Source organism: Kribbella lupini, from assembly GCF_039529595.1.
GTDB lineage: Bacteria > Actinomycetota > Actinomycetes > Propionibacteriales > Kribbellaceae > Kribbella > Kribbella lupini.
On the sequence record NZ_BAAANC010000006.1, the window covers coordinates 173,403 to 196,320 of the forward strand.

Sequence of the window (22,918 nt, forward strand, 5' to 3'; positions counted from 1 at the left end):
TGTGGTGTGGGGATGTGTAGTGCGGGCTGGGGGGTGGGTCGGGTGTCGGCGCTGCGGCGGGGACTTGTTGATTCCAGGGGAACCACTTGGGTACGGCATAACAACTGCCTGGCGGTGATGCGGCCGACGCTGTTGTTGGTGGTTGATGCCGCGCCGGCCGGGAGTTAGCTAGGGGTGCCGGGGCTGGGCTGGGGAGTGGGGCGAGTGTCTGTTGTGGTGTGGGCTTGTGTAGTGCGGGCTGGGGAGTGGGTCGGGTGTCGGCGCTGCGGCGCGGAGTTGTTGGTTTCCAGGGCGAGCCACTTGGGTGGGGCATAACAACTGTCGGGCGGTGATGCGGCCGACCGCGTTGTTGGTGGTTGATGCCGGGCCGGCCGGGAGTTGGCTGGGGGTGGCCGGGCGTGGACTGGGGAGGAGGGTGAGTGGGTCTGTGTGGTGCGGGCTGGGGAGTGGGCCGGGTGTCGGCGCTGCGGCGGGGACTTGTTGATTCCAGGGCGAGCTACTTGGGTGCGGCATAAGAACTGCTCGGCGGCGATGCGGCCGATGGTGTTTGTCCGTGGCTGATGCTGCACCGGCCGGGAATTAGCTAGGGGGCGTTCGAGCACGGGCTGGGGAGGAGGCTGGTGTGGGGCAGTTGCGGTGCCGGGTGAGGGAGTGGGTCGGTGCGGTGCGGAGTGAGGGAGTGGGGCGGCTGTCGGTCTGTTGCGGTGCCGGGTGGGGGTGCGTCGGGTCGGTGCGGTGCGGAGTGAGGGAGTGGGGCGGCTGTCGGTCGGATGCGGTGGCGGGTTGGGTGTGGGTCGGGTGTAGTGCGGGAAGGTGCGTCGGGCGGTTGCGGTGCGGGCTGGGGAGCGCATGGAGTGTGTCTGCGGCGGCGTGGGCTTGGGAGGGCATCGAGACCTGGGCTGCAGCGGGGGTGGATGTTCGGTGGGGAGGTGGGGGACCGGATGCATCGCGCGTCCCGCCCGGTTACGGTCGGCGGTATGACGGCGATTGGATCGGGGACAGTCAGACTCGTTGGCACGGTGTTGCCGGGTGGGGAGCGACGGGAGCTTCATCTCAGTGGTGGGGTGGTTGTCGAGCGGCCTGCGTCCGGCGACGTCAGGACTGTGAGCACCGACGGATGGATCGTGCCGGGGCTGGTTGACGCGCACTGTCATATCGGGCTTGACCAGCGTGGGGCGGTTGACGAGGAGACGCAGCTGGAGCAGGCGATTGCTGATCGGGATGCCGGCGCGTTGCTGGTGCGCGACGCTGGGTCGGCTGCTGACACTCGCTGGATCGACGACCGGGAGGATCTGCCGAAGATCATCCGGGCTGGGCGGCACATCGCGCGGTCGAAGCGGTACATCCGCAACTACGGCTGGGAAATCGAGCCGGGCGAGTTGGTCGCGTACGTCGAGCAGGAGGCTCGTCGGGGTGACGGCTGGGTCAAACTGGTTGGTGACTGGATCGACCGGGACGCCGGCGATTTGACGCCGTGCTGGCCGGCCGATGCGCTCGACGCGGCGATCGCGCGGGCGCACGAGCTCGGGGCGCGGGTCACCGCGCACGTGTTCGGTGAAGACGCTCTGCCGGATCTCCTTGCCGCCGGCATCGACTGCCTCGAGCACGCGACCGGGCTGCGGCCGGAGCTGCTCGACGACATGGCCGCGCGTGGCGTCGCCGTCGTACCGACGATCGTGCAGCTGGAGAACTTCCCGATGTACGCCAACCAGGCCGAGGCGAAGTTCCCGCAGTACGCCGCTCACATGCGTGACCTGTACGAGCGCCGCCACGAGACGCTGCGCAATGCGGTCGAGGCAGGCGTGCCGGTGTACGCCGGGACCGACGCGGGCGGCGTCCTCGGGCACGGACTGGTTGCCGACGAGATCCGGGCGCTGACCGAGATCGGGATGACCGGCGAGCAGGCGCTCGCCGCCGGGTCGTGGGCGGCGCGCGAGTGGCTCGGCGTACCGGGGGAGCTGACGCCGGGCGCGCCGGCCGACCTGGTCGTGTACGACGAGGACCCGCGGCTCGATCCGCGCGTGCTCGACGCGCCGCGGCTGATCGTGCTGCGAGGAAAACCCGTCAAGGGTTGAACTATCCTCCGTGACGAGGCCAATTCACCGGGTGACCGGAAAAAGTTCACCCAACTACTGGTCTGGCCGGAAGATATTGCCCTACCGTGAGGGAAACCTCCGCCCGCCCCTCGGAAGGGACTCCCGCCCATGAGTCACACAGTTCCCAGACTGGTCGCGGTGCTCGCCGCCGGCGCCCTGGCCTTCAGCGCCCTCCCCAGCAACGCCGCCACCCCGGTCGAGACCGGCAGCACCTCGACCCTGGCCAAGGCCTTCAAGACCGCCGCCACCCAGTACGACGTACCGCGTGAACTCCTGGTCGGCATCGGGTACGCCGAGTCGCACCTCGACGGCCACGACGGTCAGCCCAGCCAGGCCAACGGGTACGGCGTGATGCACCTGGCCAGCAACCCGAGCAACCCGACGATGTCCGAGGCCGCGAAGCTCACCGGCCTTCCCGTCGAGAAGCTCGCCAAGGACGGGAGCGCGAACGTGCTCGGCGCGGCTGCCGTCCTGGACGCGTACGCCGACCAGGCTGGTCTGCAAGGCCAAGCCCGTCAGGACCTCGGCAAGTGGTACGAGGTCGTCGCGCAGTACTCGCACTCCGCCGACGGCCCGACCGCGCGCCTCTACACCGACGAGGTCTACCGGATCGTCGGCCTCGGAGTCGGCGCCGAAGGCGTCTCCACCCAGCCGGTCAAGGTGACGCCGGACCGCGGCAAGTACGCGAATGTCGCGCCGCTCGGCACCCGGACGCCGTCCTCGATCCAGGCCGCCGACTACCCGGGCGCGATCTGGAACGCGGCCAGCACCAGCAACTACCGCGTCGGCCGGACCGCGGCGATCAGCACGATCGTCATCCACGTCACCCAGGGCTCGTACGCCGGCACGATCAGCTGGTTCAAGAACGCGTCGGCCCAGGTCAGCGCGCACTACGTGGTCCGGTCCAGCGACGGCCAGATCACCCAGATGGTGGCCGAGAAGGACACCGCGTGGCACGCGCGCAGCGCGAACCCGTACTCGATCGGCATCGAGCACGAGGGCTGGGTCGACCAGCCGTCGTGGTTCACCGACGCGATGTACCGGGCGTCGGCGGCGCTGACCCGCAACATCGCCGACCGCCGCGGCATCCCGAAGGACCGGACGCACATCAAGGGCCACAGCGAGATGCCCGACAACGACCACACCGACCCGGGTCCGAACTGGAACTGGACCTACTACATGCAGCTCGTCAACGGCGGCAACCCGAACCCGCCGACGTACAACTTCACCACGTACGGCAGCGGGGTCCGGGTCCGCTCGGACGCGAAGCTGTCCGCCTCCGTCGTCACCACCCTGGCGGGCCCGACGCAGGTCTTCGTCACCTGTCAGAAGCAGGGTGACCTGGTCACCGCCGAAGGCACCAGCAACAACTGGTGGTCCAAGCTGCGCGACCAGGGCGGCTACATCACCAACATCTACATCGACCACCCGGACGCCAAGCTCCCGGGCGTCCCCGTCTGCTGACACGCACTCCGTAGAGCCCCCGGTCGTGGAAACACGGCCGGGGGCTTTGCCATGATCTAGCCAGTACCCGGGTGAAGAGTAGAGCCTGCTGTACCGACGACGAGGTGGGTGTCGGCGGAGGATCGGTGCTGACGACGATGGAGGCACGACGATGCTCACGAAGATCCTGACCCGCGGCTGGCCGGCCTGCCGGTACCTGATGGCCCGCTACCTGGTCGGCATGGTGACGATCGCGGCGACGCCGATCGGCGCGCTCCTGGGCTGGGCGATCCCCGGCATCACCGCCGGGCTGGTGCGGTTCGCCAACTCCGAGCGGGAGACCGCGGCCCGGTACCTCGGCCTGCCGGTCGACCCGCCGCTGCCGAAGGCCCAGGAGCGGCAGCCGGGTGACCTCAACACGTTGGTCAAGGACCGCTCCTTCTGGCGCAGTACTCGGATCATCCCGCTGTCGTTGCTGACGATCCCGGGCTTCGTCGTGGCGATCTTCGCGCTGTTCGCGGCGCCGGGTGCGCTGATCGGCATGCTGCTGTGGAAGCTGGACCCTGGCCAGTTCACCCTGCTCGGCGTACCGCTCGACAGCTGGCTCGATGCGCTGCTGCTGGGCCCGGCGCAGATCCTGCTCGGGCTGGCCCTGCTGGGCTGGGGCGCTCCGGCTGTGGCGAACTTCTACGCCCGTAGCGTCCGTAGCGCGCTCACACCGAGCGCCGCCGAGCTGGAGAAGGCCCAGCTGACCCAGCGCGTCGAGGAGCTGACCCGCACAAGGGCCGGCGCAGTCGACTCGCACGGCGCTGAGCTGCGGCGGATCGAGCGGGACCTGCACGACGGCACTCAGGCCCAGCTGGTCTCGCTGGCCATGCGGATCGGTGTGGCCAAGCAGTTGATGGCTGACGACCCGGAGAAGGCGGCCAAGCTGCTGGACGACGCCAGGGACGGAGCTGAGCAGGCGATGACCGAGCTGCGCGGCGTACTGCGGACCATGTACCCGCCGATCCTCCAGGACCGGGGCCTGGCCGGCGCGGTGTCGGCCCTGTCGGCCCGCAGTCCCATCCCGGTCGAGCTCCGCGTCGGCGAGCTCGGCGATGTCCCGGCGCCTGTCGAGGCCGCAGCGTACTTCGTGGTCGCCGAATCGCTGACCAACATCTCCAAGCACTCGGCCGCCGGCCACGTCGACCTTCTGCTCGAACGACGCGGCCCGGAGCTCTACCTGGCGATCACCGACGACGGCATCGGCGGCGCCCGGATCGGCGACCAGCCGGACCTGCTCGGCCGGGGGAGCGGGCTACGCGGCATGATGCACCGCGTGGAAGCGATCGATGGACACCTGGAACTGACCAGCCCGATCGGCGGGCCGACGACGGTCGAGGTGATCCTGCCGTGCGGGTCGTGATCCTCGAGGACAACCCGATCCTCGCCGAGGGCCTCGGCCTGCTGCTCGGCAACTCCGGCTTCGAGGTGATCGGGGTCGCGACCGACGTGCCCGAGTTCGAAGCCCTCATCGAACAGAGCCCACCCGAGATCGCGGTCGTCGACGTCCGGCTCCCGCCGACCTTCACCGACGAGGGCCTGCGCGCGGCGATCGAGGCGCGGCGCAAGAGGCCTGGGCTCCCCGTACTCGTCTTCTCCCAGTACGTCGAGGAGGTGTACGCCGCCGAACTGCTGGCCTCCGGCAGCGAGGGCATCGGCTACCTGCTCAAGGACCGCGTCTCGCGCGTCGACGAGTTCCTCGAGGCCGTACGACGGGTCGCCGCCGGCGGCACCGTGCTAGATCCCGAGGTCGTCAGCCAGCTGATGGTCAAGCGCAACGACCCGCTCGACCGGCTGACCCCGCGCGAACGCGAGGTGCTCGCGCTGATGGCCGAGGGCCTCGGCAACGCCGCGATCGCCGAGAAGCTGGTGATCAGCGAAGGGGCCGTGCACAAGCACGTCGGCAACGTGTTCCTCAAGCTCGACCTGCCGCCGACCGATTCCGGCCACCGCCGGGTGCTCGCCGTCCTGGCTCATCTCGGGTTGTAAGCGCTTGCCCTGACAACGTCGGTCTTCACCTCTTGACGGCTCGTACGTGATCCAGCACGCTGAGTCGCGAGAGCGCTCTCACCGCACCCCAACCGCCCCGAGGTGAGGAGAGTCCGAGTGAAGATCTTCGTGACCACAGCTTTGGTCGCCACCACCCTGGCCGTGCCGGTCCAAGCGGCCGCACAACCACAGGCCGAGCAACTGGCCGTGCCGAGACAGGCCGCCGCGATGCAGAAGGACTTCGGCCTGACCGAGCAGCAGGTCCGTGACCGGCTGCAGGCCGAGTCCGTGGCCAGCAAGCTCGTCCCGGCCGCGCAGAAGGCAGCCGGCTCAGCCTTCGGCGGAGTCTGGTACGACGCCGCCCAGGAGAAGCTGATCGTCGGCGTCACCACGCCGGCAGCGGCGGACGCCGTACGGGCCCAAGGTGCCGAAGCCGCCGTCGTACCAGTCACCGCCGCCCAGCTCGACCAGCGCAAGGCAACCGTCGACAAGCTGGCCGGCAAGCAGGTCCCCGCCGCGGTCAGCGGCTGGTCGACCGACGCCAAGTCCGGCACTGTCGTCGTCAACGTCCAAGCAGGCAAGCGTTCCGCGGCCACCGATGCCTTCGTCAACAAACTCGCCGAGGCCGGCGCCATCACCGTCCGGGAGGTCGCGGCCCAAGCCCCACGGACCTTCGCGGCCGGAACGGTCGGCGGAGACCCGTACTACACCGGCAACGTCCGCTGCTCGATCGGCTTCTCGGTGCACGGCGGCTTCGTCACCGCCGGCCACTGCTCGGGCGCCGGCGCCAGGACCCGCGGCTGGGACGGCTCGGCGCAAGGCGTGTTCCGCGGCTCGTCGTTCCCCGGCAACGACTACGCGTGGGTCCAGGTCGACAGCGGCTGGTGGACCGTACCGGTCGTGCTCGGCTGGGGCCAGGTCAGCGACCAGCTGGTCCGCGGCTCCTGGGAAGCTCCGGTCGGTACGTCGGTCTGCCGCAGCGGCTCGACCACGCACTGGCACTGCGGCACGATCCTGGCCAAGAACGAGACGGTGAACTACGGCAACGGCCAGCTCTTCTACGGCGCGACCAAGACCAGCGTCTGCGCGGAGGGCGGCGACTCCGGCGGCTCGTTCATCACCGGCGACCAGGCCCAGGGCGTGACGTCCGGTGGCTGGGGCAACTGCTCCAGCGGCGGCGAGACCTGGTTCCAGCCGGTCAACGAGATCCTCGGCGCGTACGGCCTGACCCTGCACACCGCCTGACGAAGTCCCGGATCCGCCTTGCGCACAAGGCGGATCCGGGATCCGGCTAGCAGATCGGTACGCCGGGCAGCTGCGCCGCGGGATGGTCGATGTAGATGTTGGTGATGAAGCCGTTCTGGTCGCGCAGCTTGGACCACCAGTTGTTGGTGTAGCCCTCGGCGGTGACCGTGTCGCCCTGCTTCTGGCAGAGCACGAAGACCTGGGTTGGCCCGGCCAGTGTGGCGACCACCGGAGCGGCCAGCCGGGCGTCGGAGCGGACCCGGATGCCGGAGCCCCAGGTCATGAACGGCGTACCGCCGCCGCCTCCGCAGCCGTTGTCGCTGGTCAGGAAGTACTGGTTGTACGAGCCCGGGTACGCCAACGCGGAGCCGTTGATCACGATGTTCTGGCCGACGCCGTTGTAGAGCTGCTCGTAGTGGATGTGCGGGCCGGACGAGTTGCCAGTGCTGCCGGTGAGCCCGATCTGCTGGCCCTGGCCGACGGTGGCGCCGCTGGGAACGGAGTACGCCGACAGGTGGAAGTAGTAGGTCTTCCAGCCGCCGCCGTGGTCGATGGCGATGTAGTTGCCGGCCCCGGAGGGCTGCGAGTAGCGGGTCGCCACGCCTCCGGCCGAGGCGAGCACGGGCGTGCCGTTCGTCGTACCGCCGTCGGCGCGGACGAAGTCGAGCGCGCGGCGGACCTCGGCCGAGTGGTGGCTGTAGGTCCAGCGCTGACCACACGGGAACGGGGCCTTGAAGTTGGGTGCGGCCAGGGCTTCGGTCGGTACCGCCACCAGCGTGGCGGCACCGACCAGGAGCGAGGCCAGAACAGCGAGAGTCCGTCTGAGCACGTTGATCAGTCCCTCAAGCGACCGGTCACGGGCGGTGATGTCCGTGACGCCTGGAGTGATGGCCTCAAGCTAGCGCACCACTGGTCAGTTAGGAACGGAGCTGCTCAAGAAGACGTTAGTGATTAACCCTCGGTCGAATAGCTAGGCCGTTTCGTCCTTCACCGGCTCCAGCGTCGGGGTGTCGGAGGCCGGCTTGGTGCTCAGCGAGTCGATCAGCTGCTTGGCCAGCGCGAAGCCGGAACCACCCATCGTGATCGTCTTGACCAGGGTGTCCTCGATGCCCTGGGCACCGTTCAGCACGACCATGTTGCCGACCTTCTCGAAGGAGCCGGCGGCCGCGCGGACGATCTCCGGGTAGGCCTCGGCCAGCTGCTGCGCGACGACCGCGTCGGTGTTGGTGGCCAGCGCCTCGGCGCGGGCCTTGATACCGGCAGCCTCGGCCATCGCCTTGGCCTGGACGGCCAGCGCCTCGGCCTTACCGTTCAGCTCGGTCGCCTTGGCCTGCGCCTCACCGCGCAGGGTGACCTCGCGGGCGTTCGCCTCGGCGGCCGCGATCTGCGCGTCACGGGCGGCGGCGGCCAGCGTGCGCTGCTTGTACGCCTCGGCGTCGGCCGGCTTCAGCACGCTGGACTCCAGCTGCTTCTCGGCCAGCGACGCGTTCAGCTTCGCGGTCTCGGTCTCGGCGACCACGACCTCCTGGCGGGCCAGCGCCTCGGCCAGCGGGCCGGACTGCGAGGCCTTCGAGTTCGCTTGGTCGACCTCGGCCTGGTACCCGGCCTGCGCGATCGAGCTCTGCCGTACGGCGGCCGCCTTGGCCGCGGCCGCGACCTGCTCGCGCTCGGTCGCCTCCCGGTCCCGCTCGGCCTGCGCGATCCGCGCCGCGGCCTCGACCGCGGCGGCCTGCGGGCGGCCCAGGTTCTTGATGTAGCCGGACTCGTCGTCGATCTCCTGGATCTGCAGCGAGTCGACCACCAGGCCGAGCTTCTCCATGTCGCCGGCCAGCGAGCCACGGATGTTCGTGGTCAGCGTCTCGCGGTCGTGCAGCATCTCCTCGACCGTGGTCGAACCGACGATCGCGCGCAGGTGCCCCGCGAACAGCTCGTGGATGGTGCCCATCACCTGCTCGTCGCTCTGCTCCAGGAACCGCCGGGCCGCGTTCGCGATCGAGCCGTAGTCGTCACCGACCTTGTACGCCGTGACGCCCTTGATGTGCAGCGGGATGCCCTGGCTGGACACGCAGGTGACGGTCAGCGGCGTCGCGCGGATGTCCAGCGGCAGCCGCCGGACGGTCTGGAAGCCGGGCAGCACCGCGGTACCGCGGCCGACGACGATCTTGAAGCCGAGCGTCTCGTTGACCTGCTCGACGCTGGAGTGCGCGCCGAGGCCGGAGATGATCAGCGCCTCGTTCGGTTCGGCCACCCGCCAGACCATCCGGAACAGGATCAGGAGCGCCACCAGAGCGATCGCGCCGGCGATGACGTAGGTCCAGAGCATTTCCCCTCCAGGGAACGGAAAACAATCAGAAGGCGCGAGCGACGTAGACCGTGCGCGGCGGATCGAAGTCGACCACCACCACCGGCGTACCGACCTCGATCACCTCGTCGGTCGCGGGGTAAGCGTAGAAGGCTTCGGTGGCACCGCGGACCGGCAGCATCACCTCGCCGACGATCCCCGGACCGACCCGCCCGATCACGCGTCCCCGCTTCCCCACCATGACGCACCTTCCGACGCACTCCGGCCTGATCCAGTTCCCGCACCCTACCGCCCGGCGCAGCTCTTCCCGCCTCCGCGCGACGGTGCCAAACTGCGATTCATGAGCGAGCTCAGCGACCTGATCCGGACCGAGCGGCTCGTGTTCGCGGACTTCCTCGAGACGCTGAGCCCCGACGAGCTGGCCACGCCCTCGTTGTGTGGCGCGTGGACGGTGCAGGAGGTCGGCGCTCACCTCGCCTCGGCCACCGGGCTCGAGGCGCGCGAACTGCTCCGCCAGCTGGTTCGGTCGGGCTTTCGGCTGAACCACGCGAGCGCCGAGCTGGCGAAGCGGTGGAACCGGCGCGGGCTCGAGGAGATCGTCCGCAGGCTCCGCGAGAACGCCGAGACCGGCGCCAAGCCGCCGGGCGTGCCGCAGCTCGCGGCGCTGGTCGACCCGGTCGTCCACGCGATCGACGTACGCCGTCCGCTGGGCAAGCCGCGGGAGGTGTCACCGGAGGTTTTCGCACTGGTCGCCGACTTCTCCGTCGGCCTGCGCTGGCCGATGAACGTCTCGGTCGGCGGCAACCCGCGCAAGCGGCTGGCCGGTGTCAGGTTGGTTGCCGAGGGCTACGACTGGGCGTACGGCGAAGGGACGGAGGTGCGTGCTTCGGGGGAGGCCGTGCTGCGGTTGCTGAACGGGCGCCCGGTCGAACGGGGCGAGCTCACCGGACCCGGTGCGGACCAGCTCGCGGCCCGGACGGCGACCGCGGCTCGGGACAGCCGCGGTCGCCGTACGCGCTGACCGCTCCGGACGTCCTAACCGCGCAGGGCGCCTTCGGTCGCGCCCTTGATGAACTGACGGGCGAAGACGACGAACACGATGATCAGCGGGATCATCGCCAGCAGCGCGCCGGTCATCACCATGCTGTAGTCGACGCCGTGCGCGCGGTTGAGCGACGACAGCGCCACCTGCAGGGTGAGGTGGTCGGGATTGGTCAGCACGATCAGCGGCCAGAAGTAGTCGTTCCAGGAGCCGACGAAGGTGAAGATGCCGAGGAACGCCAGCGCAGGGCGGGCCGACGGCAGCGCGACGTGGCGGTAGACGCCGAAGAAGCCGCAGCCGTCCAGGGTGGCCGCTTCGATCAGTTCGTCGTGGATCGAGTTCTGGAAGTACTGCCGCAGCCAGAAGATGCCGAACGCGTTGGCCGCCGCCGGGATCACCAGTGCCTTCAGCGACCCGACCCAGCCGAACGCGATCATCGTCTGGAACTGCGGTACGACGGACAGCTGCGCCGGCAGCAGCATCGTCGCCAGCAGGATCACGAACAGCGCCCGCCGGCCGGGGAACCGGAACTTGGCGAACGTGAACGCGGCCAGCGAGTCGAAGAACAGCACCAGCACCGTCGTACTGATCGCGACCACCGCGGTGTTGGCCATCGAGGAGAAGAACGCGACGTTGTCCAGCACGTGCCGGACGTTGTCGTCGAACTGCGACCCGAAGGTGAACTTCGGCGGGTACCGGTAGATGTCGGCGGTGGTGTTGGTCGCCATCACCAGCGTCCAGAAGAACGGGAACAGGCAGAGCAGCCCGGCCACCGTCAGCGCGACGTGCAGGAGGATCCCGCGACCGCGGTTCATTCGGAGCTCCTTCCGCGCAGCAGTCGCCAGTTGATCGCCGTGAACAGCAGCACCAGCAGGAAGATGCTGATCGCGATCGCCCCGGCGTAGCCGTAGTCGTTGGCCCGGAAGGCGGTGTTGTAGAAGTACAGAACCGTCGTCAGGCCGCTCTGGTCGGCACCACCGGTCTCACCGACCATCACCTGCGGCTCGGTGAACGTCTGCAGCCCGCCGATCGTCGACATGATGACGGTGAACAGCACGACCGGCCGCAGCTGCGGCAGCGTGATCGAGAAGAACGTCCGCAGCGGACCGGCGCCGTCCACCTTCGCCGCCTCGTACTGCTCGGTCGGGATCGCCTGCAGCCCGGCCAGGTAGATGATCGTGTTGTAACCCGTCCACTGCCACACGATCATCGCCGAGACCGCGATCTTGATCCCCCACGGCTGCCCGAGCCAGTCCTCGGTGGGCAGCCCGAGCGCGCGCAGCCCGGAGTTGATCAGGCCGAAGTTGGTGCTGAAGATCGCCGCGAAGAAGATCGCCGCGGCCACCAGCGAGGTGATGTTCGGGATGAAGTACGCGACCCGGTAGATGCCCTTGAACCGGATCGCCGAGTTCAGCATCACCGCCAGCGTCAGCGCGATCGCCAGCGTCGGCACCGTCGACATCACGAACAGCACCACCGTGTTCCACAGCGACAGCCAGAACGTGCTGTCCTCGAGCAGGAAGCTGAAGTTCTGCAGCCCGACGAACTGCCGCGGTCCGAGGCCGTCCCACTTCTGGAACGCCAGCAGGATCGTGGAGGCCAGCGGGTACAGCCCGAACACCGCGAACAGGATGTAGAACGGCGACAGGGCCAGGTAGAACCGCCAGTACGACCAGATGCTCTTGCGCGGCCGCCCCGGTTTCGCCGTACCGGCGGACCGGGGCGGGGCGGTCGCGGTCAGCGTCACTGCACGCCCTGACGCTTGCCGATCTGCTTCGCCTGCGCGACCGCCTGCTGCCAGGCCGCCTCCGACGACTTGCTGCCGGCCTGGACCGACTTCAGCGCGGCCGTGTACGGAGCGGCCACGGCGGAGTCGAGCGGCGCCTCGTACGCGATCGGGACGTTGGCGGCCGCCGGGCCGAACACGTCGATCGTCGCCTGGCCACCGAAGAACGGGTCGGGCGCCTTGAGCTGCGGCTTCTCGTACGCCGCCGGCGTGGCCGGGAAGATCTGCGCGTCGGCGAACGCCTTGGCCTGGTTGTCCGGGCTGAGCAGGTACTTGATCACCTCGAAGGCGGCCGCCGGGTCCGCGGCGTTCTTCGTGATCGCCAGGAACGAGCCGCCGAAGTTCGCCGGGCCGCTCGGGGTCGGCGCGACCCGCCACTTGCCGACGCTGGTCTTGCAGGCCGCCTTGATGTCGAGCGCCACCCAGGCGGCGCCGGTCACGGTCGGCACGGTGCCCTGGTCGAGACCGGCGTTCCAGTCCGGCGTACCGCCCGGTGTGCGGCCGTCGACCTTGGTGGTGATCGCCTTCACCGACAGGTCCCAGGCCCGGCGGATGTGGTCCTGGTCGCCGATGAACTTGTTGTCCTTGTCGATGTAGCGCTCGGTGCCCTGGTTGACGATCGTCCCGTACAGGTCGGTCGCGTCGGCGATGATCGGCGCCTTCGGGTTGGACTTGCGCAGCTCCAGCCCGGCGGCCAGCAGGTCCTCCCAGGTCTTCAGCTGCTCGGCCACCTTGGCCGGGTCGCTCGGCAGGCCGGCCTTGGCGAAGACGTCCTCGCGGTAGAACAGCGCGGTCGGGCCGATGTCGATCGGCAGGCCGATCACCTTGCCGTCCAGCGTGGTGGCCTGCTTGACCTTCCAGTCGACGTACTCGCCGAGCACGGAGTCCGCGCCGAGCGTCTTCAGGTCGACGAACCGCTCGGCCTGCGGCAGCAGCGAGGCGATGTCCTCGCCCTTGAGGCCGGTGACGTCGGGGACCGCGGTCCCGCCGTTGATCGTGGTGGTCAGCTTCTGCTTGAAGTCGCCGCCGATCTCGGAGTACTTGATGTGCTGGTCGGGGAAGTGCGCGATGGTGTCGTCCAGCACGGACTTGCCGAGGCCGCCCGGCCAGCACCACAGTGCGAGGTTCCCGGTGGCGTTCTTCTTGCCCGAGCCGGCGTCCATGCTCGACGAGCAGCCGGTGGCCGCGGCGAGGACCGCGGCGAAGCTCCCAGCGAGCAGCGTGCGACGGGAGAGCTCCATGGTTCTACCTTCCTGACTGGTCGCGCGGCGTCGCGCTTCCGATGGGTGCGCTGTGGTGGTTGGCCAGCAGCGCGGCAAGGGATTGGTCTTCCGGGTGGTGCTGGTGCCAGGCGGCGAGGTCGGCCCAGGTCGGGGCCGCGTCGGCACCGCCGTACCGGGTCACCGAGACGGCGGCGGTCAGCGCGCCGAAGCGGACCCGCTCGGCCAGGGGAAGTCCCCACAGCGTGGCCGCGATGAATCCGGCGGCGAACACGTCACCCGCCCCGGTGGTGTCCACCGCCGGAACCCGAAGGGCCGGTACGGCGATCCGTTCGCCGGTCCCGGCGTCGAGGGCGAGCGCGCCCTGGTCCCCGTTGGACACGACCACCAGCGGAACCTTCTCGGCGAGCTTGGTCAGCGCCTGGTCGGGGGTGTCGGTCCGGGTGTAGTTCATCGCTTCGCCGGCGTTGGGCAGGAACACGTCGCAGTGCTGGAGCTGGTCGAGGACCGCGGGGTCCCAGCGCTCCGACGGGTCCCAGCCCACGTCGGCGAACACCACGCTGCCGGCCGCCTTGGACTTGGCCAGCCACTCGTTCGGCCAGGGACCGATGTGGGCGGCGACCGCGCGGGCGGCCGGCGGCGTGGTGATCAGCTCGTCGGCCGACAGCGGGGGAGGGGTACCCCGGGTGACCAGTGCCCGGTCGTTGTCGTAGGCAAGAGCCACCGTGAGGGGGGTCTGCCAGCCGTCGAGCCTGCGGGAGAGCGTCAGGTCGACGCCCTCGTGGCGGGTGAGCCGGTCGCGGAGGCGGTCGCCGAGATCGTCGGCGCCGAAGACCGCGGCCAGGCCGGTGCGGAGTCCGAGGCGGGCCAGCGCGACCGCGAAGTTCGCGATCCCGCCGGGGCTCTCGGCCGAGTCGGTCGCCCAGACCTCGGTGCCCGGGCGGGGCGCGGAGGGCAGGCCGAGCACGAGGTCGTGGAAGACCAGGCCGGACACCACCACATCCAGCTCGCTCATGATCAGCACACTCCTGCACGGTCGCTCAAACTCGTGCAGACAGTGTGGTCCTTTCGAGCAAACCGCGCAATACCCGTGCAAATATCTGCGTGAGTGTGACGGAGTTTGCGTGATACGGTCTCTCCGTGTTGCCGAAGCAGCGTCAGGACCAGATCGTGCGCGCGCTCCGGGCCGACGGGGCCGGGGGCGTCAAAGTGCTGGCCGCGCAGCTGGGGGTCAGCGAGGCGACGATTCGCCGCGACCTCGAGCAGCTGCACGAGCAGGGCCGGCTGACCAGGGTGTACGGCGGTGCGCTGGCCGTCGACGGCGGCGACGAGCCGTTCGCCGAGGTGAGCGCGGTGCACGCCGACGAGAAGAACCGGATCGCCCGCGCGGCCGCCGAGCTGATCTCCGACGGCGAGTCCGTGCTGCTCGACATCGGTACGACGTCTTTGCGGCTGGCTCAGCAGTTGCACGGCCGTTCGCTGACCGTTGTCACCAGCAACCTCGCCGTACTGGAGGAGCTGCAGAACGACGAGCAGATCGAGCTGATCGTGCTCGGCGGGTTCCTGCGCCGCAGCTACCGCTCCCTGGTCGGGTACCTGACCGAGGAGAGCCTGCGGCAGATCCACGTGGACACGTTGTTCCTCGGCACCAGCGGGGTCCGCCCCGACGGCCGGGTGATGGACAGCACGATGATCGAGGTCCCGGTCAAGCGCGCGATGATCCAGGCCGCCGACCGGGTGGTGCTGCTGGCCGACGGCACCAAGTTCCCCGGCCACGGCGTCGCCAAGGTGTGCGACCCGACCGAGCTGGCCACCGTGGTGACCGACCCCGGGGCGGACGAGAAGACCCGGGCCCAACTGACCGAAGCGGGAGTACAGGTGGTACTGGCGTGAAACTCACCATCCTCGGCGGCGGCGGCTTCCGCGTCCCCCTCGTCTACCAGGCCCTGCTCGGCGACCGGGGCGAAGGCCGGATCACGTCGGTCACCCTGTACGACACCGACCAGAACCGCCTGAACGCCATCACCGCAGTACTGAAACAACAAGCACTTTCTTTCTCTGACGCTCCTGCAGTGAGTCCAACTACAGATCTCGATGAGGCACTGCGTGGTGCCGACTTCGTCTTCTCCGCCATTCGCGTGGGTGGGCTCGAAGGTCGCACCATCGACGAGCGGGTCGCACTCGACCTCGGCGTGCTCGGCCAGGAGACCGTCGGCGCCGGCGGGATCGCCTACGGTCTGCGAACGTTGCCTGTAGCAACTGCCATCGCGCGGCGGATCGCCGTACTGGCCCCGGAAGCGTGGGTCATCAACTTCACCAACCCCGCCGGCATGGTGACGGAGTCGATGCTCCCGTACCTCGGCGACCGCGTGATCGGCATCTGCGACTCACCCTCCGGTCTCGGCCGTCGCGCCGCGCTCGCCCTCGGGCTCGACGCCTCGCAGACCTTCTACGACTACGCCGGCCTCAACCACCTCGGCTGGCTGCGCGGTCTCCAGTACGACGGCGTCGACCAGCTCCCGAGGCTCCTGGCCGACGAGGGCGCGCTCAGCCAGTTCGAGGAAGGCCGGCTGTTCGGCGTCGAGTGGCTGCGCTCGCTCGGCTCGATCCCGAACGAGTACCTGCACTACTACTACTTCGCCCGCGAGACCCTCGCCGCCGTCCAGTCGGTGGAGAAGACCCGCGGCAAGTTCCTGCTCGAGCAGCAGTCCGACTTCTACGCCGAGACCGCCCGCCACCCCGGCGACGCGCTCGAGCTGTGGCAGAAGACCCGCGCCGAGCGCGAGTCGACGTACATGGTGGAGAGCCGCGAGGTCGCCGACGCCGGCGAGCGCGACGAACGCGACATGTCGGCCGGCGGGTACGAGCAGGTCGCGCTGTCGCTGATGCGCGCGATCGCGCACAACGAGCGCGCCTCGCTGATCCTCAACGTCCGCAACCGCGGCACCCTCGAGCACCTGGACGACGACGCGGTGGTCGAGGTCCCGTGCACGGTCGACGCCAACGGCGCTCGTCCGCTGACCGTCTCGCAGCTGACCGACCACCAGGCCGGCCTGGTGAGCTCGGTCAAGGCCGTCGAGCGCTCGACGATCGAGGCCGCGGCGTCGGGTTCCCGCGCGACCGCCCTGCGCGCCTTCGCCTGGCACCCGCTGATCGACTCGGTCAACACGGCGGCAAAGCTGCTCGACGGGTACGTCGACCAGCTGCCCGACCTGGCGGCCTTCCGCGCCTGATCTACGCTCGCAGTACGGCGTACGGCCCGGATTGGGTTGCGCGCCCCTGATCTGGCAGAATGTCAGGCTGAGTCCGTCCGGATGTGTGCAGCCCTCTAACTCCACGCCCCGGCCGGCCCATTCGAGTGGTCATCCGTTGTCCCCACGACGGCGTGCAGCTCACCCACCTGTATTTCCCGAGGGAGACCACACAAACGTGGCAGTCAAGATCCGTTTGAAGCGCATCGGCAAGAAGCGTGCGCCGCACTACCGCATCGTCGTGATGGACGCCCGCGCCAAGCGTGACGGCCGCGCCATCGAGGAGATCGGCAAGTACAACCCGAAGGCCGAGCCGTCGTTCATCCACGTCGAGTCGGACCGGGCGCAGTACTGGCTGGGCGTCGGCGCGCAGCCGACCGAGGCCGTTCAGGCGATCTTCCGGGCCAGCGGCGACTGGCAGAAGTTCAAGGGCCTGGAGGCCCCGGCGCCGCTGCGGGTCAAGGAGCCCAAGCGGGACAAGCTGGAGATCTTCAACGAGGCGCTGGCCGAGGCCCACGGCACGCTGAAGACCGAGGCCGTCACCAAGAAGGCCGCGGCGAAGAAGGCCGACAAGAAGGACGACGCCAAGGACGAGGCGAAGACCGAGGCCAAGACCGAGGAGCCGAAGGCCGCTGAGGCCGAGGCCCCGGCCGCCGAGGCCGCGCCGGCCGACGACGCCAAGGCCTGACCGTGATGGAGACCGAGGCGCTGGAGCACCTGGTCCGTGGCATCGTGGACAACCCTGACGACGTCAGTGTCCGGTCGCGCAACCTGCGCCGCGGACGCACGCTCGAGGTGCACGTGCACCCCGACGACATCGGCAAGGTGATCGGCCGCAACGGCCGGACGGCGACCGCGATCCGCACGGTGGTCGGGGCGCTCAGCTCCGAGCAGTCGGTCCGGATCGACTTCGTCGACGAGCAGAACCGGCGCCCGCGCCGCTGACTCGGCAGCAGTCTCTGTGGAGGGCCGTACCCCCTGGGGTGCGGCCCTTCGCCTTATCTTCGGCAGTACGCCGGTTCGCAGCGGGCCGGTGAGAGTAGAAAGGGACACACGGGTGTTGGTGACCGTCGGCCGGATCGGCCGGGCACACGGGATCAAGGGTGAGGTCGGGATGATCGTCCGGACCGACGAGCCGGACCTCCGGTTCGCCGACGGCGCCGTCCTGATGACGGAGGACAAGCCGGCCCGGGCCCTGACCGTGGAGTCCAGCCGCTGGCACTCCGGCCGCCTGCTGGTGAAGTTCGTCGAGGCCCCGGACCGGACCGCCGCCGAGAACCTGCGCAACCTCGCCGTCCAGGCCGAGATCGCCGAGGACGAGCGCCCGGAGGACCCGGAGGAGTACTACGACCGCGAGCTGATCGGCCTGGCCGTCCGCACCACCGACGGCGAGCAGGCCGGTGAGGTGATCGACGTCGTCCACCTGCCGTCGCAGGACCTGCTGGAGATCCGCCGGCCGGCCGGCAACGCCGTACTGGTTCCGCTGGTCGAGGAGCTGGTCCCGGAGATCGACCTGGGTGCGGGCTTCGTGCTGGTGGCCGACCGGCCCGGCCTGCTCGACCCGGAGGGCGCTGAGGTCGTCCCGACCGATCCGGACGCCGGCTGATGAGGCTGGACGTCTTCTCGATCTTCCCGGAGTACCTGGCCGCGCTGGACCTCAGTCTGGTCGGCAAGGCGGCGAAGAGCGGCCTGCTGGACGTCCGGGTGCACGACCTGCGCGACTGGACCCACGACCGCCACCGCACGGTCGACGACACCCCGTCCGGCGGTGGTGCCGGCATGGTGATGAAGCCGGAGCCGTGGGGTGAGGCGCTGGACGCAGTTGCGCCTGTTGACGGTCCGGCCCAGCCTCGCCTGATCGTGCCGACGCCTGCGGGCCGGCCGTTCAGCCAGGAGTTGGCCTACGAGCTGGCCGCCGAGCCGTGGCTGGCCTTCGCCTGCGGCCGGTACGAGGGGATCGACGCGCGCGTGGCCGAGTACGCCGGCGAGCGGATGCGCGTCGACGAGGTCTCGATCGGCGACTACGTGCTGAACGGCGGTGAGGTCGCCGTACTGGTCATGGTCGAGGCGGTCGCTCGCCTGCTGCCGGGCGTGATCGGCAACCCGGAGTCCCTGGCCGAGGAGTCCCACTCCGGTGACGGCCTGCTGGAGTACCCGGTCTACACGAAGCCGACCTCCTGGCGCGGCCACGACGTACCGGACGTCCTCCTGTCCGGGAACCACGCCCTGATTGCCCAGTGGCGTCACGACCAGGCCGTACGGCGTACTGCCGAGCGCCGCCCGGACCTGCTGGCCGCGTGGGGTGGTGTGGTCGCCGGCAAGGACGACGCGGCCGCGCTGGTCGACGTGCTGCCGGCGGTCGAGAGTGACGCGGGGGAGCTGCTCACGCTGCAGCGGGCCGCCTACTTGTCCGAGGCGCTGGCGTACGACGACTTCACCATCCCGCCGCTGCTCGAGCCGCTGGAGGGCGTGGTCGAGCGGATCCGTCAGGGGCAGGTCTGGAAGGCCGTGGCGGGGACGCGGATCGTCGGGTCGGTCCACCTGGCCGTGGACGGCTCGGTCGGCCGGATCGGGCGGCTGATGGTCGCGCCGGACTGGCAGGGGCGTGGGGTCGGGAGTCGGCTGCTCAAGGTGGCCGAGCAGACGGCGCCGCCGGAGGTCACGGCGTACGAGCTGTTCACGGGTACCGAGAGTGAGCGCAACCTGGGGCTGTACCGCAAGGCCGGCTACCGGGAGATCCGCCGGGAGCCGCACACCGCGAAGATCGAGTTCGTGCTGCTGGCCAAGCGGCGGAAGCGGCGCTGATTTCGTTGCGACCGGGCCGTGTGGCAAACTTGGTCGCTGTTGCCAGTGCGATGCTCCTGCCACAGGGGGTGACCATCGCACAGCGACATCCTTCAGCTTCTCACCACCTATTTCGTGGGTGACCTGTGGCACGCGCGAGAAAGCGAACACCTGATGACCAACGTCCTGAACGAGCTCGACAACGCGAGCAAGCGTGACGACATCCCCTCCTTCCGCCCCGGCGACACGGTCAACGTGCACGTCAAGGTCGTCGAAGGAAGCCGCTCCCGCGTCCAGGTGTTCAAGGGCGTCGTGATCCGTCGCCAGGGTGGTGGCCTGCAGGAGACCTTCACGGTCCGCAAGGTCAGCTTCGGCGTCGGCGTCGAGCGCACCTTTCCGCTGCACACCCCGATCGTCGAGAAGGTCGAGGTCGTCACCCGCGGCGACGTCCGTCGCGCCAAGCTGTACTACCTGCGTGAGCTGCGCGGCAAGGCCGCGAAGATCAAGGAGAAGCGGGACGCCTGAGTCCTAGCGACGACGGTCAGGTATGGCGCCGAGCACTGCGACTCGCGCTCGCCCGGTAGCCAAGAGGGCACGTCGCAGCAAAGGACGACATCGCAGGCTCAAGCAGCGCAACCCGCTGCTGAGCCTGCTGATCGAGATGACCACGGTGACGGTGCTCGCCCTGGTCATCACGGTTGTTCTGCGGCTTTTCGTCGCCGAGGCGTTCTACGTGCCCTCGGAGTCGATGTACGACACGCTCACGACGAACGACCGCATCCTGGCCGAGAAGGTCAGCTACCTGCACCGTGACGTCGACCGGGGCGACATCATCGTCTTCAAGGACCCCGCGAACTGGCTGAACGAGGAGCAGGCGACTCCGGGCGCGCTGCGCCGGGTCGGCGAGTTCGTCGGCATCCTGCCGCGCAGCGGTGAGGGTCACCTGGTCAAGCGGGTGATCGGGCTGCCCGGCGACCGCGTGTTCTGCTGCGACCGGTCGGGCCGGATCCTGGTCAACAAGATCCCGCTCGACGAGCAGGAGTACCTGCTGAAGGACGCCAAGCCGTCGCTGCAGCCGTTCGACGTCGTCGTACCGCCCGGTCATCTGTGGGTGATGGGGGACAACCGCGCCGAGTCGGCCGACTCCCGCGCCCACATGGGCGGTCCCGGTGGCGGGTTCGTGCCGATCGAGAACGTGGTTGGCCGGGCCTGTTGCGTAATCTGGCCGTCTGACCGGATGACGATGCTGCGTCCTCCGGAAACCTTCAAGAAGCCGGGGCTGAAGAAGTGACCGATACATCGACCGAGGCGACGCCGGACAAACCCACCCACCGCTCGGGGCTGGCCGCCGCGGCCCGCGAGTTCGTGCTGATCGTGGTCGGAGCGCTGATCGTCTCGTCGATCCTGCGGGCGTTCGTCGGGCAGATGTTCATCATCCCGAGCGAGTCGATGCAGAACACCCTGCTGGTCGGTGACCGGGTGGTGGTCGAGAAGCTGACCGACGTCGAGCGTGGCGACGTCGTCGTGTTCGAGGACCCGGGCGGCTGGCTGGGCACCGAGGAGAGCGGCCAGAAGCGCGGCTCGATCGGCCGGTTCTTCGAGGTCGTCGGCCTGCTGCCGGACTCCAGCCACGGTCACCTGATCAAGCGCCTGATCGGCATGCCCGGCGACAAGGTCGCCTGCTGCGACGCGAAGGGCCGGCTGATGGTCAACGGCCAGCCGCTGGAGGAGTCCCAGTACCTGTACCCCGGCGACGCGCCGTCGGCGATGGAGTTCCAGGTCGTCGTCCCCGCCGGCAAGATCTTCGTGATGGGCGACCACCGCTCGGAGTCCGGCGACTCCCGCGTCCACCTCAGCGACACCGGCCCCGACGGCGGCAACCCCGGCGACGCCGCCTTCGTCCCCCTGGACAAGGTCACCGGCCGCGCGATCCTGGTCGTCTGGCCCGCCAGCAACTTCTCCAAGCTCGGCGTCCCCGACACCTTCAAGTCCATCCCGCCCGCCTCCGGCCCGCCCCCGCTCAAGCCCTCGATCTCCCTGACACCACCCCCCAAGTAAGCGGAGCCCCCGTGCCCCTCACCGCACACCCTCCCACCTCGGCACGCCGCACGAGGCCCAGCTCTTCGCTTTCCGCTGCCGCAGTACGTACGGCGTATACGGGTCCTGCCGCTGCTGCCGCGGCGCTGTCGCTTCGGGGTTCCGCAGTAGTACGTTCGGCCGCCGCGGCGCCAGCACCGTTCGCCGCCACCGACACGGGCTTCACGCGATGTTCGGCTGACGCAGTACGTCGTCAGACGGCTGCTGCCCACAGGCTCGCCTCCGCGCGCCGCGGGCAAGCCGGCCTGCTCAACTCCGCACGCCGTCGACCGACCGGGCGCTTCCCTGCCAGCACCTCACGCCGGATGGCGCCCGCTGAACCCGCGGGCTTCGTCGGCGTACTGCGTCGCGTGTCGGCTGGCGCCAGCGCGTGCCGCCTGTCGGTTGGCGCCGCCTTCGACTCGGGCGCCGGGGTCGTGCGTCATTCGGCTGCTGGTCGGGGGCTGGGGTCGGCGGGTCGTTCGCGAGTTCGTGGTGGTGTTTGCCTGTGCCGTGTGGGGAGGGTCGGATGAGTGCTCTCCCGCGCGGTAGCACGATTCGTCGCGACGCGGGGCTGTACGGGTACGAGCGTGCGCTGCGGCGCGTCGGTCTCGACCCGATCGCGGGTGTTGACGAGGCCGGGCGGGGGCCGTGCGCCGGGCCGTTGGTTGCGGCGGCAGTGATCCTGCCCGACGGCAAGCGCGGCCAGATCCCCGAGCTCGCCGACTCCAAGCTGCTCACCGCCAAGGCGCGCGACCGCTGCTACGACCAGATCCGTGCCCGCGCGCTCGCCTGGTCGGTGGTCTCGATCGAGGCCGACGAGTGCGACCGCCTCGGCATGCACGTCGCGAACGTCCAGGCGCTGCGCCGGGCCCTGTTCCGGCTCGACGTGCGGCCGTCGTACGTGCTGACCGACGGTTTCGGCGTCGACGGTCTCGGCGTACCGGGCCTGGCGATCTGGAAGGGCGATCGAGTCGCCGCCTGTATCGCTGCCGCGTCAGTGATCGCGAAGGTCACCCGTGACCGGATCATGCAGCACTGGGACTCGGTGTACCCGGAGTACGATTTCGCGGTCCACAAGGGCTACTGCACGCCCGAGCACCAGGCGGCACTGGACAAATACGGCCCGTGTCCACAACATCGACGCCGATTCGAGAATGTCCGCCGCAGTCTGCGGCCCGATATGGGACAGAATGTGACCAGTCCCACCGGAGTGGAGAGCCGATGAGTGCTGACGACCTCGAGAAGTACGAGACCGATATGGAGCTACAGCTCTATCGGGAGTACAAGGACGTCGTCGGGATCTTCAAGTACGTCGTGGAGACCGAACGGCGCTTCTACCTGTGCAACGCGGTGGACCTCAAGGTCCGCACCGAAGGCGGCGACGTCTACTTCGAAGTGACGATGGCCGACGCCTGGGTGTGGGACGTCTACCGTTCGGCCCGCTTCGTGAAGAACGCCAAGGTCGTCACCTTCCGCGACGTCAACATCGAAGAACTGGCCAAGTCCGACCTGGAAGTCCCCAAGGACTCCGACTTCGGCCGCTGACCTCACCCTGAGCGGGCGTCTCCTGAGAAGACGCCCGCTCAGGGCGTCAGCACGCCCTCTTCCAACCCGTACGCCGTACCGCCTCAGCCCA

Annotated in this window: 24 protein-coding genes; 17 read left to right on the top strand and 7 right to left on the bottom strand. The window is 69.3% G+C overall.

What is annotated here, in order from left to right:
• The first annotated feature begins 941 nt into the window (after positions 1-941).
• The 5 genes from ABD235_RS39325 (at position 942) to ABD235_RS39345 (ending at position 6,818) form a co-directional block, all read left to right on the top strand.
• The gene (locus ABD235_RS39325) at positions 942-2,075 is read left to right on the top strand and encodes an amidohydrolase family protein (RefSeq protein ID WP_344183712.1); all 1,134 of its coding nucleotides are present in this window, start codon (positions 942-944) and stop codon (positions 2,073-2,075) included.
• 129 nt (positions 2,076-2,204) lie between these two features.
• Complete coding sequence (locus tag ABD235_RS39330; RefSeq protein ID WP_344183714.1) at positions 2,205-3,560, top strand: N-acetylmuramoyl-L-alanine amidase; 1,356 nt, start codon at positions 2,205-2,207, stop codon at positions 3,558-3,560.
• A gap of 151 nt (positions 3,561-3,711) precedes the next feature.
• Positions 3,712-4,947, top strand: a complete 1,236-nt coding sequence (locus tag ABD235_RS39335; RefSeq protein ID WP_344183716.1) for a sensor histidine kinase — start codon at positions 3,712-3,714, stop codon at positions 4,945-4,947.
• On the top strand, positions 4,935-5,573 hold the full coding sequence (locus ABD235_RS39340; RefSeq protein WP_344183718.1) for a LuxR C-terminal-related transcriptional regulator: 639 nt from the start codon (positions 4,935-4,937) through the stop codon (positions 5,571-5,573). Before ABD235_RS39335 ends, ABD235_RS39340 begins: the two co-directional genes overlap by 13 nt.
• A 117-nt stretch (positions 5,574-5,690) precedes the next feature.
• Entirely contained in the window at positions 5,691-6,818 is a 1,128-nt protein-coding gene (locus tag ABD235_RS39345) for a S1 family peptidase (RefSeq protein WP_344183720.1), read from the top strand.
• A 46-nt stretch (positions 6,819-6,864) separates the two neighbouring features.
• Here the strand turns inward: ABD235_RS39345 and ABD235_RS39350 are convergent, their stop codons facing one another.
• The 3 genes from ABD235_RS39350 to ABD235_RS39360 all read right to left on the bottom strand — a co-directional run bounded on the left by ABD235_RS39350 (position 6,865) and on the right by ABD235_RS39360 (position 9,361).
• Positions 6,865-7,647 (bottom strand): M23 family metallopeptidase, encoded by a 783-nt coding sequence (locus ABD235_RS39350; protein WP_344183722.1) that lies wholly within the window; start codon positions 7,645-7,647, stop codon positions 6,865-6,867.
• 141 nt (positions 7,648-7,788) lie between these two features.
• On the bottom strand, positions 7,789-9,141 hold the full coding sequence (locus tag ABD235_RS39355; protein WP_344183724.1) for a flotillin family protein: 1,353 nt from the start codon (positions 9,139-9,141) through the stop codon (positions 7,789-7,791).
• A 25-nt stretch (positions 9,142-9,166) separates the two neighbouring features.
• The gene (locus ABD235_RS39360; protein WP_077012722.1) at positions 9,167-9,361 is read right to left on the bottom strand and encodes a hypothetical protein; all 195 of its coding nucleotides are present in this window, start codon (positions 9,359-9,361) and stop codon (positions 9,167-9,169) included.
• A 99-nt stretch (positions 9,362-9,460) separates the two neighbouring features.
• Between ABD235_RS39360 and ABD235_RS39365 the strand changes: the two genes are divergently transcribed.
• Positions 9,461-10,141: a maleylpyruvate isomerase family mycothiol-dependent enzyme gene (locus tag ABD235_RS39365; RefSeq protein WP_344183726.1), complete on the top strand. Its 681-nt coding sequence runs from the start codon at positions 9,461-9,463 to the stop codon at positions 10,139-10,141.
• A 14-nt stretch (positions 10,142-10,155) separates the two neighbouring features.
• Here the strand turns inward: ABD235_RS39365 and ABD235_RS39370 are convergent, their stop codons facing one another.
• From ABD235_RS39370 to ABD235_RS39385, 4 genes are read right to left on the bottom strand one after another with little or no spacing between them, the layout of a single operon-like run.
• Entirely contained in the window at positions 10,156-10,977 is an 822-nt protein-coding gene (locus tag ABD235_RS39370) for a carbohydrate ABC transporter permease (RefSeq protein ID WP_344183728.1), read from the bottom strand.
• A complete protein-coding gene (locus ABD235_RS39375) occupies positions 10,974-11,909 on the bottom strand; it encodes a carbohydrate ABC transporter permease (RefSeq protein ID WP_344183730.1) in 936 nt (311 codons plus the stop codon). The genes ABD235_RS39370 and ABD235_RS39375 overlap by 4 nt, the downstream gene beginning before the upstream one ends.
• On the bottom strand, positions 11,906-13,189 hold the full coding sequence (locus ABD235_RS39380; RefSeq protein ID WP_344183731.1) for an ABC transporter substrate-binding protein: 1,284 nt from the start codon (positions 13,187-13,189) through the stop codon (positions 11,906-11,908). Before ABD235_RS39380 ends, ABD235_RS39375 begins: the two co-directional genes overlap by 4 nt.
• A 4-nt stretch (positions 13,190-13,193) precedes the next feature.
• The gene (locus ABD235_RS39385) at positions 13,194-14,183 is read right to left on the bottom strand and encodes a carbohydrate kinase family protein (protein WP_344183732.1); all 990 of its coding nucleotides are present in this window, start codon (positions 14,181-14,183) and stop codon (positions 13,194-13,196) included.
• A 125-nt stretch (positions 14,184-14,308) separates the two neighbouring features.
• On the opposite strand from ABD235_RS39385, the gene ABD235_RS39390 reads away from it, so the two are divergent.
• The 11 genes from ABD235_RS39390 (at position 14,309) to ABD235_RS39440 (ending at position 22,827) form a co-directional block, all read left to right on the top strand.
• Positions 14,309-15,061 (top strand): DeoR/GlpR family DNA-binding transcription regulator, encoded by a 753-nt coding sequence (locus ABD235_RS39390; protein WP_344183734.1) that lies wholly within the window; start codon positions 14,309-14,311, stop codon positions 15,059-15,061.
• The gene (locus tag ABD235_RS39395) at positions 15,058-16,401 is read left to right on the top strand and encodes a 6-phospho-beta-glucosidase (RefSeq protein WP_344183736.1); all 1,344 of its coding nucleotides are present in this window, start codon (positions 15,058-15,060) and stop codon (positions 16,399-16,401) included. Before ABD235_RS39390 ends, ABD235_RS39395 begins: the two co-directional genes overlap by 4 nt.
• A gap of 196 nt (positions 16,402-16,597) precedes the next feature.
• Positions 16,598-17,107, top strand: coding sequence for a 30S ribosomal protein S16 (gene rpsP / locus ABD235_RS39400; protein ID WP_344183738.1), 510 nt, complete (start codon positions 16,598-16,600; stop codon positions 17,105-17,107).
• Positions 17,108-17,112: 5 nt separating this feature from the next.
• Entirely contained in the window at positions 17,113-17,364 is a 252-nt protein-coding gene (locus tag ABD235_RS39405; RefSeq protein ID WP_344183870.1) for an RNA-binding protein, read from the top strand.
• 112 nt (positions 17,365-17,476) lie between these two features.
• Positions 17,477-18,025, top strand: a complete 549-nt coding sequence (gene rimM, locus ABD235_RS39410; RefSeq protein ID WP_344183740.1) for a ribosome maturation factor RimM — start codon at positions 17,477-17,479, stop codon at positions 18,023-18,025.
• On the top strand, positions 18,025-19,224 hold the full coding sequence (gene trmD / locus ABD235_RS39415; RefSeq protein WP_344183742.1) for a tRNA (guanosine(37)-N1)-methyltransferase TrmD: 1,200 nt from the start codon (positions 18,025-18,027) through the stop codon (positions 19,222-19,224). The genes rimM and trmD overlap by 1 nt, the downstream gene beginning before the upstream one ends.
• A 153-nt stretch (positions 19,225-19,377) precedes the next feature.
• Complete coding sequence (gene rplS / locus ABD235_RS39420; protein WP_184795971.1) at positions 19,378-19,728, top strand: 50S ribosomal protein L19; 351 nt, start codon at positions 19,378-19,380, stop codon at positions 19,726-19,728.
• A 136-nt stretch (positions 19,729-19,864) separates the two neighbouring features.
• Positions 19,865-20,494, top strand: a complete 630-nt coding sequence (gene lepB / locus ABD235_RS39425; protein WP_344183744.1) for a signal peptidase I — start codon at positions 19,865-19,867, stop codon at positions 20,492-20,494.
• The gene (gene lepB / locus ABD235_RS39430; protein ID WP_344183746.1) at positions 20,491-21,261 is read left to right on the top strand and encodes a signal peptidase I; all 771 of its coding nucleotides are present in this window, start codon (positions 20,491-20,493) and stop codon (positions 21,259-21,261) included. The genes lepB (ABD235_RS39425) and lepB (ABD235_RS39430) overlap by 4 nt, the downstream gene beginning before the upstream one ends.
• A gap of 547 nt (positions 21,262-21,808) precedes the next feature.
• On the top strand, positions 21,809-22,507 hold the full coding sequence (locus tag ABD235_RS39435; RefSeq protein WP_344183748.1) for a ribonuclease HII: 699 nt from the start codon (positions 21,809-21,811) through the stop codon (positions 22,505-22,507).
• Positions 22,504-22,827 (top strand): DUF2469 domain-containing protein, encoded by a 324-nt coding sequence (locus ABD235_RS39440; protein ID WP_012922325.1) that lies wholly within the window; start codon positions 22,504-22,506, stop codon positions 22,825-22,827. Before ABD235_RS39435 ends, ABD235_RS39440 begins: the two co-directional genes overlap by 4 nt.
• The last annotated feature ends 91 nt before the right edge of the window (positions 22,828-22,918 follow it).